Here is a 13814-nt window from a genome sequence, read left to right as displayed (position 1 = left end):
GCGCGCCGCCGACAAGTGCGAAGATGGCCTGTGGCAGGACAGGGCCCCACCAGAGGGCCGAAGGTACAAGCGGCCGAACACCAGCCGCCGCGCGGTCAGTGAGGACCGGCGTACGGCGCACATGCATGGAGGACGTGACGTGGCGAACGACGCCAGCACCGTTTTCGACCTAGTGATCCTCGGCGGCGGTAGCGGCGGTTACGCCGCGGCCCTGCGCGCCTCTCAGCTTGGTCTGGACGTCGCCCTGATCGAGAAGAACAAGCTCGGCGGCACCTGCCTGCACAACGGCTGCATCCCCACCAAGGCGCTGCTGCACGCCGGTGAGGTCGCGGACCAGACGCGCGAGAGCGCCCAGTTCGGTGTCAAGTCCTCCTTCGAGGGCATCGACATCGCGGCCGTCCACAAGTACAAGGACGACGTGATCTCCGGCCTGTACAAGGGCCTGCAGGGTCTCGTCGCCTCCCGCAAGGTGACGTACATCGAGGGCGAGGGCCGTCTTTCGTCGCCCACCTCGGTGGACGTGAACGGCCAGCGCATCCAGGGCCGCCACATCCTTCTGGCGACCGGCTCCGTGCCGAAGTCGCTGCCGGGTCTGGAGATCGACGGCAACCGGATCATCTCCTCTGACCACGCGCTCGTCCTGGACCGCGTCCCCGAGTCCGCGATCATCCTGGGCGGCGGCGTCATCGGCGTCGAGTTCGCCTCGGCGTGGAAGTCCTTCGGCACCGAGGTCACGGTGGTCGAGGGCCTCAAGCACCTCGTCCCGGTCGAGGACGAGAACAGCTCCAAGCTCCTGGAGCGCGCCTTCCGCAAGCGCGGGATCAAGTTCAACCTCGGCACCTTCTTCGAGAAGGCCGAGTACACGCAGGACGGCGTCCGCGTGACCCTCGCCGACGGCAAGACCTTCGAGGCCGAGGTGCTTCTGGTCGCCATCGGCCGCGGCCCGGTCTCGGCCGGTCTCGGTTACGAGGAGCAGGGCGTCGCGATGGACCGCGGCTACGTCCTGGTCGACGAGTACATGCAGACCAATGTGCCGACGATCTCGGCCGTGGGTGACCTCGTCCCGACCCTCCAGCTCGCGCACGTCGGCTTCGCCGAGGGCATCCTTGTGGCGGAGCGTCTTGCCGGCATGAAGGTCGTCCCGATCGACTACGACGGTGTGCCGAAGGTGACGTACTGCCACCCCGAGGTCGCCTCCGTCGGCATCACCGAGGCCAAGGCCAAGGAGATCTACGGTGCGGACAAGGTCGTCGCACTGAAGTACAACCTGGCGGGCAACGGCAAGTCGAAGATCCTCAAGACCGCCGGTGAGATCAAGCTGGTCCAGGTCAAGGACGGCGCCGTCGTCGGCGTCCACATGGTCGGTGACCGGATGGGCGAGCAGGTCGGCGAAGCCCAGCTGATCTACAACTGGGAGGCGCTGCCCGCCGAGGTCGCGCAGCTCATCCACGCGCACCCGACGCAGAACGAGGCGCTCGGCGAGGCTCACCTGGCGCTGGCCGGCAAGCCGCTGCACTCGCACGACTAGCAGCCCTCGGGCGGAACGCCGAGGTGCCGCCCCACAAACTTCCCGCACTTCCATAAGGAGCAACAGAAACCATGGCGGTTTCCGTAACCCTTCCGGCGCTCGGCGAGAGCGTCACCGAGGGCACTGTCACCCGTTGGCTGAAGGCCGAGGGCGAGCGCGTAGAGGCCGATGAGCCGCTGCTCGAGGTGTCCACCGACAAGGTCGACACCGAGATCCCCTCCCCCGCCGCCGGTGTGCTCGCGTCCATCAAGGTCGCCGAGGACGAGACGGTCGAGGTCGGCGCCGAGCTGGCCCTGATCGACGACGGCAGCGGTGCCCCCACGGCCGCCCCCGCCCCGGCCGCCGCCGAGGCTCCGGCTCCGGCTGCCGAGGCCCCGCAGGCCGAGGCACCCGCGGCTCCGGCCGCCGAGGCCGCCCCGGCCGCCGCTCCCGCGGGTGGTGCCACGGGCACCGACGTGACGCTGCCCGCCCTGGGCGAGTCCGTCACCGAGGGCACCGTGACGCGCTGGCTCAAGGAGGTCGGCGAGTCCGTCGAGGCCGACGAGCCGCTGCTCGAGGTCTCCACGGACAAGGTCGACACCGAGATCCCGGCGCCGACCGCCGGTGTGCTGCTGGAGATCGTGGTCGGTGAGGACGAGACCGCCGAGGTCGGCGCGAAGCTCGCCGTCATCGGTGCACCGGGTGCCGCTCCGGCTGCCCCGGCCGCCCCCGCCGCCCCGGCCCCGGCCGCTGCTCCGGCCGCCCCCACCGCCCCGGCTCCGGCCCCGGAGGCTCCGGCTCCCGCCGCCCCGGCCCCGCAGGCCACCGCCCCGGCTCCGGCCGCTCCGGCGCCCGCTCCGGCGGCCCCGGCGGCTCCGGCTCCGGCCGCGCCTGCCGCGCCTGCCGCTCCGGCCGCTGCTCAGCCGGCCGACGACGGCGCGTACGTGACCCCGCTGGTGCGCAAGCTCGCCGCCGAGAACGGCGTCGACCTGGCCGCGGTCAAGGGCACCGGCGTCGGCGGCCGTATCCGCAAGCAGGACGTCATCGCCGCCGCCGAGGCCGCGAAGGCTGCCGCTCCGGCCGCTGCGGCTCCCTCCGCCGCCCCGGCCGCCGCTGCGAAGGCTCCGGCCATCGAGGCCTCCGAGCTGCGCGGTCAGACCGTCAAGATGACCCGCATGCGCAAGGTCATCGGCGACAACATGATGAAGGCGCTGCACGGCCAGGCCCAGCTGTCCTCCATGGTCGAGGTGGACGTCACCAAGATCATGAAGCTGCGTGCCAAGGCCAAGGACTCCTTCGCCGCCCGTGAGGGCGTCAAGCTGTCCCCGATGCCGTTCTTCGTCAAGGCCGCGGCCCAGGCGCTGAAGGCCCACGCGGTCGTCAACGCCCGGATCAACGAGGAAGACGGCACCATCACGTACCACGACTCGGAGAACATCGGCATCGCCGTGGACTCCGAGAAGGGCCTGATGACCCCGGTCATCAAGGGTGCGGGCGACCTCAACCTGGCCGGTATCGCCAAGGCGACCGCCGACCTGGCCGGCAAGGTCCGCGCCTCGAAGATCACCCCGGACGAGCTGTCCGGCGCGACCTTCACCATCTCCAACACCGGTTCGCGCGGCGCGCTGTTCGACACGATCATCGTGCCCCCGAACCAGGTCGGCATCCTCGGCATCGGCGCCACCGTCAAGCGCCCGGTGGTCATCAGCCACCCGGAGCTCGGCGAGACGATCGCCGTGCGCGACATGGTCTACCTGACCCTGTCGTACGACCACCGCCTGGTGGACGGCGCGGACGCCGCCCGCTACCTGAGCACGGTCAAGCAGATCCTCGAGGCCGGCGAGTTCGAGGTCGAGCTGGGTCTCTGATCCGCCCAAATGGGGTGACGGCCGTGTAAGCCTTGTCACTCAGTGCCATGTGTGCCCCCGTCCGGACGCGTCCGGACGGGGGCACCGCCGTATTGTTTGAGGGTCGAACCCGCGCTCACGCAGGGATCGCGCCCTCCCCTAAGGAGCACCGCATGACCGCCCCCGTCATCCAGTCGCTGCGCGAGCAGATCCGCGAGCACATCGTGGAGGGGATCGTCAGCGGCCGCTGGAAGCCCGGTGAGCGCATCGTGGAGCGCCGGATCGCCGTCGAGCTGGAGGTCAGCCAGACGCCGGTGCGCGAGGCGCTGCGTGAGCTGGAGTCGCTCCGCCTGATCGAATCGGCGCCGAACAAGGGCGTACGGGTGCGGAATCTGTCCGCGGCCGATCTGGAGGAGTCCTATCCCGTGCGGGCGGGGCTCGAGCAGATCGCGGCGGAGCTGGCGGCGGAGAAGCTGGCCGTCGACTGCTCGGCCCTGGAGCCGCACGTCGCCGCCCTGTACGTGGCCGACCGGGCCACGGACGGCACGGCCCAGGTGCGGCACACGGTGGCGTTCCACCGGGAGCTTGTGCGGGCGGCCGGGAACTCGGTCCTGCTCCACACGTGGGAGGGCCTCGGCATCGAGGTCTTCACGGCCCTGTCGATCCGCTGGCTGGGCACGGTCCAGCAGTCCTACGCGGAGGAGCACCAGGCGCTGGTGGAGGCGTTCCAGCGGCGTGATCCGGGGATCGGCCAACTGGTCAAGGACCACGTCCTCGGCTGTGCACCCGCTCCGGCGAGAGACTGATTTCCCCCACCCGCCCTTTCACCGTTTCCCCGGGGCTCCGCCCCGGCCCCCGCATCCGAGCTCCGCTCGGATCGCCTCACACGCCGGCGGGGCTGGAGGGTGGGGTCAGCGTGCGCTCAAGTGCGCCGAGGCGCAAACAAACTAGCGCCCGTTTACGGGCGATATGCCCGGCACCCTGTGCACGTCAAGCTGACACCCCGTGCCGACTTCACCGGATCGAAGAATTTTTGCCCCCGACACTTTGATCGATCATCGATCAGCGGCTTACTCTCGACGCCGGACTGCACCCAGTCCACCGCCCTGTCCTGCCAGTCAGGGCCCATCAACACCCCGTCTCTCCTGACGCACGGCCGAGCACCGGCCGCCCGCGGACAGGAGGAGATCCTGTCCGGAAGGCGGCGAACATGACCGACCCCGTAGGCAAGCTCCCGAGCCAGCTCGACCAGCTGCCGGACCGCGACCCGGAGGAGACCGCCGAGTGGGCGGCCTCCCTGGACGCGGTCAGCGAGCACGCCGGTGCGCACCGCGCCGAGTACCTGATGCGCCGCACCCTCCAGCACGCCGAGGACGCGGGCCTGGCCCTGCCCCGCCTGTTGGAGACGGACTACGTCAACACCATCCCCACCTCCGCGGAGCCCGCCGTCGACGGCGACGAGGAGATGGAGCGGAAGATCACCGCCTGGAACCGCTGGAACGCGGCCGCGATGGTGACCCGGGGATCGAAGCACGGCGTCGGCGGCCACATCGCCACCTTCGCCTCCGCCGCCTGGCTCTACGAGACCGGCTTCAACCACTTCTTCCGCGGCAAGGAGCAGGACGGCTCCGGCGACCAGATCTACGTCCAGGGCCACGCCTCGCCCGGCATCTACGCCCGCGCGTTCCTCGACGGCCGTCTGGACGAGTCGCACCTCGACAACTTCCGCCAGGAGGCCGGCGGCAAGGGCCTCCCCAGCTACCCGCACCCCCGCCGCCTTCCCTGGCTGTGGGAGTTCCCCACCGTCTCCATGGGTCTCGGCCCGCTGTCCGCGATCTACCAGGCGCGCTTCAACCGCTACCTGACCAACCGCGGCATCAAGGACGTCTCGCAGTCCCACGTGTGGGCCTTCCTCGGTGACGGCGAGATGGACGAGCCCGAGTCGACCGCGGCCCTCGCTCTCGCGAGCCGTGAGGGTCTGGACAACCTGACCTTCGTCATCAACTGCAACCTGCAGCGCCTCGACGGCCCGGTCCGCGCCAACTTCAAGATCGTGCAGGAGCTGGAGGCCCAGTTCCGCGGCGCAGGCTGGAACGTCGTGAAGACGCTGTGGGGCAACGCCTGGGACGAGCTCTTCCAGCTCGACACCACGGGCGCCCTGGTCCGCCGGATCCGCGAGGTCCCCGACGCGCAGGTGCAGACGTACCAGACCCGCGATGCCGCGTACATCCGCGAGGATTTCTTCGGCAAGGACCCGGCGCTCGTCGAGATGGCGAAGCTGCTCAGCGACGACAAGATCATCGAGTGCTTCCAGCTCTCCCGCGGCGGCCACGAGCCCCGCAAGGTCTTCGCCGCGTACAAGGCGGCTCTTGAGCACAAGGGCGCGCCGACCGTGATCCTGGCGCAGACCGTCAAGGGCTTCACCCTCGGTGAGGGCTTCGCGTCGAAGAACGCGAACCACCAGATGAAGAAGCTCACCACCGACGAGTTCAAGAACATGCGTGACCTGCTCGATCTCCCGATCAGCGACGCGCAGTTCGAGGACGGCCAGGTGCCCTACGGCCACCCGGGCGCCGACTCCCCCGAGGTCCGCTACCTCCAGGAGCGCCGCGCGGCCCTCGGCGGTCCGGCCCCGACGCGCCGTATGCACGCGGTCGAGGCGCTCCCGGCCCAGTCCGAGAAGGCCTTCACCTCCTTCGACAAGGGCTCCGGCTCGCAGTCGGTGGCCACGACCATGGCGTTCGTCCGCCTGGTCAAGGACCTGATGCGGGACAAGAACACCGGCAGGCGCTGGGTGCCGATCGTCCCGGACGAGGCCCGTACCTTCGGTATGGAGTCGCTCTTCCCCTCGCTCGGCATCTACTCGCCGAAGGGCCAGACCTACGAGCCGGTCGACCGCGACCAGCTGATGTACTACCGCGAGGCCAAGGACGGCCAGATCCTCAACGAGGGCATCACCGAGGCCGGCTCGATGGCCGACTTCATCGCCGCCGCCACCGCGTACTCCACGCACGGCGAGACGATGATCCCCTTCTACATCTTCTACTCGATGTTCGGCTGGCAGCGCACCGCCGACCAGATGTGGCAGCTCGCCGACCAGCTCGGCAAGGGCTTCCTGATCGGCGCCACCGCGGGCCGTACGACCCTGACGGGCGAGGGCCTGCAGCACGCCGACGGCCACTCGCCGGTGATCGCGGCCACCAACCCGGCGGCGCTCACCTACGACCCGGCCTTCGCCTACGAGGTCTCGGCGATCGTCAAGAGCGGTCTGGAGCGAATGTACGGCGAGCAGCCGGAGGACGTCTTCTACTACCTGACCGTCTACAACGAGCCCATGCCGCAGCCCGCCAAGCCGGCCGGCGTCGACGAGGGCATCGTGCGCGGTCTGTACCGCTTCAACACCGCCGAGTCGGCCGGTGTGACGGTCCCCGCGAACGCGCCGGCGATCCAGCTGCTCGGCTCCGGTACGGCCATCCACTGGACCCTCATGGCCCAGCGGATGCTCGCCGAGGAGTGGGGGGTCGGCGCCGACGTGTGGTCCGCCACCTCGTGGACCGAGCTGCGCCGTGACGCCCTTGAGGCCGACGAGGCGCTGCTGCGCGGCGAGGAGCGCGTCCCGTACGTGCGTCAGGCGCTCGACGGCGCCCAGGGCCCGGTGCTCGCGGTCAGCGACTACATGCGGCAGGTGCCGGACCAGATCGCGCAGTGGGTCGAGCAGGACTACACCTCGCTGGGCGCGGACGGCTTCGGCCTGTCCGACACGCGTGACGCCGCGCGCCGCCACTTCGGCATCGACGCGGAGTCCATCGTGGTCGCCGCGCTGGCCCAGCTGGCCCGCCGCGGCGAGGTCCCGGCCTCCGCCGTGAAGGAGGCCCGGGAGCGCTACGGGCTCTGAGCCCCCGACGGGCTGAGAGTTGCCCACCGGGGCAACTCTCAGCCCGTCCGGGCGGTGGGTGGGTCACCCGGCAGAATGCCCTCATGCGCGCCGCCCGCCTCATCAAGATGGTCCTCCTGCTGCAGGCCCGCCCCGGCATGACCGCCGCCGAGCTCGCCCAGGAGATGGAGGTCTCGGAGCGGACCGTCACCCGGGATGCCCAGGCCCTCGCCGAGGCCGGTGTCCCCGTGTACGCGGACCGGGGACGCCTCGGCGGGTACCGCCTGATCGGCGGTTACCGGACCCGGCTCACCGGGCTCGGCCGTTCCGAGGCGGAGGCGCTGTTCCTGTCCGGCGTGCCGGGCGCGCTGCGGGAGATGGGCCTGGAGGACACTGCGTCGGCCGCCCGCCTCAAGGTCTCCGCCGCCCTGCTGCCTTCGCTCCGCGATGCGCAGCAGAGCGCGGCCCAGCGCTTCCACCTGGACGCCCCCGGCTGGTACCAGGAGCCGCAGACCCCGGACCTGCTGCCCGCGATCGCCGAGGCGGTCTGGGACGACCGCCGGCTCACGGCGCGCTACGGCCGCCGCGGCACCGAGGCGGCGGAGGCGGCCGAGGTGGCGGAGGCTGCCGAGGTGGAGCGGGAACTGGAGCCGTACGGGCTCGTGCTCAAGGCGGGCGTCTGGTACCTGTGCGCACGGGTCCCCGGTTCGGGCTTCCGGGTCTACCGCATCGACCGTTTCACCCGGATCACCACCGAGGACGACCGTTTCGAGCGCGACGAAGCCTTCGATCTGCCGGGCTTCTGGGAGGAGCGGGCGGCCCAGTTCGCCCGTTCGATCCTGCGGGCCGAGGTGGTGCTCAGGCTCTCCGAGCGGGGCGTACGGAGGCTGCCGTACGTCACCGACCGGCAAGCGGCCGCACAGGCGCTGCAGGGCGCCGATGAGCCCGATGCGGAGGGCTGGGTGACGGTGACGCTCGCCGTCGAGTCCCCGGAGGTCGCGTACAGCCAGCTCGTCGTTCTCGGCCCGGAGGCGGAGATCCTCGCCCCGGCCGGGCTGCGGGAGCGGTTCGTGACGGAGGCCCGGGAGCTGCTGCGGCTGTACGGGCGCGGGGAGCGCGGCCCGGAGACCGACCGGGGGGAAACCCGGGGGAGCGACCGGGAGAGTGGCGGCGGCTGAGCGACCGGGAGAGTGGCGGCGGCTGAGCAACCGCCCCTTTGTTGCCCCGCCACCCCGCCACCCCTCCGCCCTCTGGCCTGCCGCCCCGCCACCCTCAGCGATAGTCCTCCGCCCGCGGCTTCTCGCCCCGCTTCTGGGCCGCCATGAACGCCCAGACGTGCGGCCGGCTGCCGTCCGTGTCCGTGACGCCGTACTCGCGCGCCAGATCGCCGCTGGACAGCGACTTCCCGTTCCATCGCGCCCGCTCCGGATCCGCCGCGAGCTCGGCGAGACCACGACCGAGATACGCGGGCGTCTCGGACAGGTCCCACAGCTCCTGCTCGGCGATGCCCTCGCGCCAGGTCTCCTCGGTGAGCCCGAAGATGTCGAGCATCTCCTCGGAGCGCAGGAAGCCGGGGGTGAGGGCGACCGCGCTGCAGTCGACCCCCTTCAGTTCCTCGCCGAGGATGTACGCCATGCGGATCGGGCCGTTCTTGGCGAGGTCGTAGTAGAAGTTCTCACGGAAGCCGCGGTTCGATTCGGCGGTTCCGTCGGTGACCTCGACAACCAGGCCGCCCGGATTCCTGACCAGGAGCGGAAGCGCGAGGCTTGCCGTGATGATGTGGGTGCGCACCCCGAGTTCGATCATCCGCAGGCCGCGCTCCAGGTCGACGTCCCACATCCGCGTGTCGAAGTCGAGCAGGTGGTTGCCGCCCCAGATGTCGTTGACGAGGATGTCGAGCCGTCCCTGCTCGCGGTCGATTCGTTCGACGAGGGCGCGCACCTGGTCGGGGTCCGTGTGGTCGGTGGGCACGGCGATGCCCTTGCCGCCCGCCCGGGTGACGAGTTCCGCGGTCTCCTCGATCGTCTCGCCGGGGCGGCCGACCTCGCTGACCTGCGTCCGGGTGGTGCGGCCGGTGGCGTAGACGGTGGCTCCGGCCCGTCCGAGTTCGACGGCGATCGCCCGGCCCGCGCCCCGGGTCGCCCCGGCCACGAGGACGGTCTTCGCGCTGAGGTCTTCCTTGTTCGTCTGCATGCCTACGACCGTCTCAGCCAATCCCGACATCTTCTGTCCGGCTTTCCGGGCGTCTTTCGAGCGGGGTTCCTCTCTCCGGTCTCCCCGGTCGCTCCGGACGCATTTCGAGCGGGGCAGTTCCGCTTGCGATCCGGACACCTCCGGACCAGTTCACGCACTCCGCGTGCGCCCGCTGTCCGCAGGGCCGATGCTTGACCCGTGATGGACGAGACGGAGTTCTGGGAGCTGATCGACTCCACCCGCGAGGACGCCGAGGGCGACCCCGAGGAACAGGCCGACCTGCTCGTCGAACGGCTGCTCCGCCTCGACCCGGATCTCGTACTCGACTTCGCCCGCCACTTCGAGGCCCGCTACAACCGCGCGTACCGCTGGGATCTGTGGGGCGCAGCCACCGTGCTCCTGGACGGTGCCAGTGACGATGCCTTCGACTACTTCCGCTGCTGGCTGATCGGCCAGGGACGTGAGGTCTTCGAGGGCGCGCTGCACGATCCGGACTCGCTCGCGGATCTCCTCGGCGAGTTCGACGAGGAGATCGACGGCGACGGCGAGGAACTCGGCTACGCGGCGGACGAGGCCTACGAACAGCTCACCGGCACCGTGGCACCGGACCTCGGGATCTCGCCCGCCCGGGCCGAGCCGGAGGGCACGCCGATCGACTTCGAGGACGACGCGGCGCTCGCCCGCTACTTCCCGCGGCTTTGGGAGCGGTTCGCGGAGGAATAGGGCCCGCGGGGGCCCGTCCTGCGGATCATGCCCCGGAACAGGCCGCGGCTCTGTCCTCCGGGCGGGCCTTGGCTCGGCCCTTGGCGGACCGGGCCCCGGCTCAGTCCTTCGGGCGGGCCCGCGACAGCAGCAGCAGCGCCACGTCGTCGCGAATCGCGTCCGCGAAATCGCACACGTCACGCCAGACAGCTTCCGCCAGCACCTCCTGGTCCTCGTCGCCCGTCTCCGCCAGCTCGGCGAGCCGGGCCGCGAGCGGGTAGAACGCCCCGGCCGTGTTGCGTGCCTCGGTCACCCCGTCCGTGTGGGCGAGCAGCCGGTCGCCCGGCAGCAGGGTGAGGCTGAGCACGGGCGGGGGCGTGTAGGCGGCCAGGGCGAGCCCGAGCGGCGCCCCGGGCCGTACGGGGACCTCCCGGACCGAGCCGCCGCGGAGCAGCAGCGGGGGCGGATGCCCGCAGGACAGGATCCGTGCCGACGACCCACCGGGCGGGAACTCCAGGAGCGTCGCGGTCGCGAACAGTTCACGGCGGTACTCGTCCGCGGAATCCTCGGAGTCCACGACGAGCCGCCGGTCGAGCCGGGCCGCGACCCCTTCGAGCCGGGGCTCGTCGAGCACCGCCTCGCGGAACGCCCCGAGCAGCGACGCGACCGTCCCGACCGCCGCAAGCCCGTGCCCCTGCACATCGGCGACCAGCGCCCGTACGCCGTGGGGCCCTTCCCGTACGTCGTACAGATCGCCGCCGAGCAGGGTGCCGCGCTGTGCGGCCCGGTAGAGCGCCGTGCACCGCACGTGCCCCACCTGGGGCGCGAGCGGCGGCAGCACGGCGAGCTGGGCGGCCTCGGCGACCGAGCGCACGGTCATCAGCTGGGCGTCGCGGCGGGTGCGTACGGAGGACATGGCCACGCTGAGCGCCGCGACGAAGGCGACGGTGAGGGCGTCCCCGTTGCCGGGGTGCTCCCAGCTCAGGCCGGGCAGCATGAGCAGCACCACGACAAGTCCGCCGAAGAGCGAAGTCGTGAGGGGTCCGTAGGCGAGAGCGGCGAGCGGTGGGGTGGCGGCGAGCAGGAAGCCGAGCTCGATGCCGGGCGGCGTGACCTCCTGGAGGATCACCAGGAGCACGATGAGCAGGACGGGCAGCGCCCTGAACCACGGCGACGGCCTGGGCGGCCTCGCCCCGGGCAGCTCGGGGTCGTGGGCGCGGCGGATCACACCAGTAACCCTGCGGCAAAAGGCCCGTACCGGCGAATCCTGGCGGTCTGCTCGGTGCCTGGATGCGCCGGTACGGGCCTTTCCCTGACTCCGGTTCTCGGCTCCGGAGCGGCTGTGGGCGAGGGGAGGTCAGCCGCGCGGCGGCATCTTGAAGCCCTTGCCGTTGCCGGGGACGGGCCCCTTGGGGATGGGGAGCCGGCTCATCATGTCGCCCATGGCGCGCAGCCGGTCGTTGGTGGTGGTGACCTGCGGTCCGCTCAGGACCCGGGGAAGCTTCAGCATCGAGGTGCGCAGCTTCTTGAGGGGGACCTGGCCTTCGCCGTTGCCCACGATGAAGTCGTGCACCGGCACGTCGGCGACGATGCGCGCCATCTTCTTCTTCTCGGCGGCGAGCAGGGATTTGACCCGGTTCGGGTTGCCCTCGGCGATCAGCACGATGCCGGCCTTGCCGACGGCCCGGTGGACCACGTCCTGGCTGCGGTTCATCGCGACCGCGGGGGTGGTGGTCCAGCCGCGTCCCACGTTGTCGAGCACCGCCGCCGCGGCGCCGGGCTGGCCCTCCATCTGTCCGAACGCGGCCTTCTCGGCCCGGCGCCCGAAGATGATCGCCATCGCAAGGAAGGCGAGCACGAAGCCCAGGATGCCGAGATAGACCGGGTGTCCGATCAGGAAGCCGATCGCGAGGAAGACACCAAGGGTGACGATTCCCACCGCGGCAATGATCAGACCGATCTTCGGATCGGCCCGTCGGGTCATTTTGTAAGTGAGGGCGATCTGCTTGAGTCGCCCTGCGTTCGCAGCGCTCGCTGCGTCGTCCTTCCTCGCCATACCGGGAAGTTTACGTGCCCGCCGGGGAGACTACGACGGGCGGGCCGTGCGGCGGGGACCCGCGGCTTCCATGACCCGCTGCGCCTCCACGCGGTCCTTGGCGCGGCGCCGGTCCTCGAGCACGGACGTCCAGGCGTTGCGGCGTGCGGTGCGCTGGCCGCTGCCGAGCAGCAGGGCCTCCATGGCGCGCAGGGCGCCGGTCAGGGACGGGATGGCGGTGGCGCGGACGGGCGCGGCCTGCATGGTGGTGGCTCCCCCTCGGGTCGGTCACGTGCCGTGATCACAAGCTGTGAATCACCTGACGCGATGACGTGCTGTGAGTTCAGGCTCACTGACTGGTGTTACCAGCGCGTGACCGGTCGGTCAAACACGTATGAAGCCTTGTCGGGCCGGGCCGGGAACCGGGCGCGGCCCGTACGGCGCCCCTGCCTGCGGGGATCGTACGGGCCGCGTCCACACGGTCCTACGTATGAGTAACTTCTTGTGCGCGAACTCACAACCCTCCGGGGCCCGCGCGTGCGCCCTGGTCCGTCAGACCGCCTGCGCGGTGACGATGGAGCCGCCCCGCTGCGGAGCAGCTGAATGACGCCGTTCGATGGCCATCTGGTGCAGACGCCCGGCGCGGTACGAGGAACGCACCAGCGGACCCGACATGACACCGGCGAAGCCGATCTGCTCGGCCTCCTCCTTGAGCTCCACGAACTCGTGCGGCTTCACCCAGCGCTCGACGGGGTGGTGGCGCACCGAGGGACGCAGGTACTGGGTGATCGTGATGAGATCGCAGCCGGCGTCGTGCAGCTGCTGCAGCGCCTCGCTGACCTCCTCGCGGGTCTCGCCCATGCCGAGGATCAGGTTCGACTTGGTGACCAGGCCGAACTCGCGGGCCGCGGTGATGACACCGAGGGAACGCTCGTAGCGGAAACCGGGACGGATCCGCTTGAAGATCCGCGGCACGGTCTCGACGTTGTGCGCGAAGACCTCGGGGCGGGACTCGAAGACCTCCTTCAGGAGCTCCGGGACCGCGTTGAAGTCGGGGGCGAGCAGTTCGACCTTGGTGCGGCCGTCGGCGCGCTCGGCGGTCTGCTGGTGGATCTGGCGGACCGTCTCGGCGTACAGCCAGGCGCCGCCGTCCTCCAGGTCGTCGCGGGCGACGCCGGTGATGGTGGCGTAATTCAGGTCCATGGTGACCACGGACTCTCCGACGCGGCGGGGCTCGTCGCGGTCGAGGGCCTCGGGCTTGCCGGTGTCGATCTGGCAGAAGTCACAGCGCCGCGTGCACTGGTCACCGCCGATGAGGAAGGTTGCCTCGCGGTCCTCCCAGCACTCGTAGATGTTGGGACAGCCCGCCTCCTGGCACACGGTGTGCAGACCCTCGCCCTTCACGAGGTTCTGCATCTTCGTGTACTCGGGGCCCATTTTCGCCCGGGTCTTGATCCACTCGGGCTTGCGCTCGATGGGGGTCTGGGAGTTCCGGACCTCCAGGCGCAGCATCTTGCGTCCGTCGGGTGCAACTGCGGACACGTCGGGCTCCCTACAGCTTCGATTCTTCGGCGTACACCAGGGTACGCCCGTGCTTCCGAGCCTGTTTCCGCACCCCCGCCTGCGCCCCGACGCCCGGCACGCACTCCGACCGCC

At 70.7% G+C, this 13814-nt stretch carries 11 protein-coding genes; 6 read left to right on the top strand and 5 right to left on the bottom strand.

Features of this window, described 5'->3' with window-relative positions; all coding sequences use genetic code 11:
- Positions 1-139 precede the first annotated feature (139 nt).
- From lpdA to ACLF6P_RS15025, 5 genes are all read left to right on the top strand, one after another.
- A complete protein-coding gene (lpdA, locus tag ACLF6P_RS15045; protein ID WP_415950762.1) occupies positions 140-1528 on the top strand; it encodes a dihydrolipoyl dehydrogenase in 1389 nt (462 codons plus the stop codon).
- Positions 1529-1599: 71 nt separating this feature from the next.
- The gene (gene sucB / locus ACLF6P_RS15040; RefSeq protein WP_415950761.1) at positions 1600-3375 is read left to right on the top strand and encodes a 2-oxoglutarate dehydrogenase, E2 component, dihydrolipoamide succinyltransferase; all 1776 of its coding nucleotides are present in this window, start codon (positions 1600-1602) and stop codon (positions 3373-3375) included.
- A gap of 152 nt (positions 3376-3527) precedes the next feature.
- Positions 3528-4160, top strand: coding sequence for a GntR family transcriptional regulator (locus ACLF6P_RS15035; protein ID WP_415950760.1), 633 nt, complete (start codon positions 3528-3530; stop codon positions 4158-4160).
- Positions 4161-4564: 404 nt separating this feature from the next.
- Positions 4565-7249: a pyruvate dehydrogenase (acetyl-transferring), homodimeric type gene (aceE, locus tag ACLF6P_RS15030; RefSeq protein ID WP_415950759.1), complete on the top strand. Its 2685-nt coding sequence runs from the start codon at positions 4565-4567 to the stop codon at positions 7247-7249.
- 83 nt (positions 7250-7332) lie between these two features.
- Complete coding sequence (locus ACLF6P_RS15025; protein ID WP_415950758.1) at positions 7333-8406, top strand: helix-turn-helix transcriptional regulator; 1074 nt, start codon at positions 7333-7335, stop codon at positions 8404-8406.
- A 94-nt stretch (positions 8407-8500) separates the two neighbouring features.
- On the opposite strand, the gene ACLF6P_RS15020 is transcribed toward ACLF6P_RS15025, so the two are convergent.
- Entirely contained in the window at positions 8501-9421 is a 921-nt protein-coding gene (locus ACLF6P_RS15020) for an SDR family oxidoreductase (RefSeq protein ID WP_415950757.1), read from the bottom strand.
- Positions 9422-9622: 201 nt separating this feature from the next.
- Here ACLF6P_RS15020 and ACLF6P_RS15015 point away from each other — a divergent pair, with 201 nt between their 5' ends.
- A complete protein-coding gene (locus tag ACLF6P_RS15015) occupies positions 9623-10144 on the top strand; it encodes a DUF4240 domain-containing protein (protein WP_415950951.1) in 522 nt (173 codons plus the stop codon).
- Positions 10145-10244: 100 nt separating this feature from the next.
- Here ACLF6P_RS15015 and ACLF6P_RS15010 read toward each other — a convergent pair whose 3' ends face one another.
- From ACLF6P_RS15010 to lipA, 4 genes are all read right to left on the bottom strand, one after another.
- A complete protein-coding gene (locus ACLF6P_RS15010) occupies positions 10245-11351 on the bottom strand; it encodes a PP2C family protein-serine/threonine phosphatase (RefSeq protein WP_415950756.1) in 1107 nt (368 codons plus the stop codon).
- A 129-nt stretch (positions 11352-11480) separates the two neighbouring features.
- A complete protein-coding gene (locus tag ACLF6P_RS15005; RefSeq protein WP_415950755.1) occupies positions 11481-12179 on the bottom strand; it encodes a DUF4191 domain-containing protein in 699 nt (232 codons plus the stop codon).
- A gap of 30 nt (positions 12180-12209) precedes the next feature.
- A complete protein-coding gene (locus ACLF6P_RS15000) occupies positions 12210-12422 on the bottom strand; it encodes an SCO2195 family GlnR-regulated protein (protein ID WP_415950754.1) in 213 nt (70 codons plus the stop codon).
- A 288-nt stretch (positions 12423-12710) separates the two neighbouring features.
- Positions 12711-13700 carry a lipoyl synthase gene (gene lipA / locus ACLF6P_RS14995; RefSeq protein ID WP_415950753.1) on the bottom strand — a complete coding sequence of 330 codons (990 nt, stop codon included), beginning with the start codon at positions 13698-13700 and terminating at the stop codon, positions 12711-12713.
- Positions 13701-13814 lie beyond the last annotated feature (114 nt).

Origin of the sequence: Streptomyces lothianensis, assembly GCF_047779955.1 — a bacterium.
GTDB lineage: Bacteria > Actinomycetota > Actinomycetes > Streptomycetales > Streptomycetaceae > Streptomyces.
Note: the sequence above shows the minus strand (reverse complement) of the source record. Positions and strands in the feature narration are given on the sequence as shown.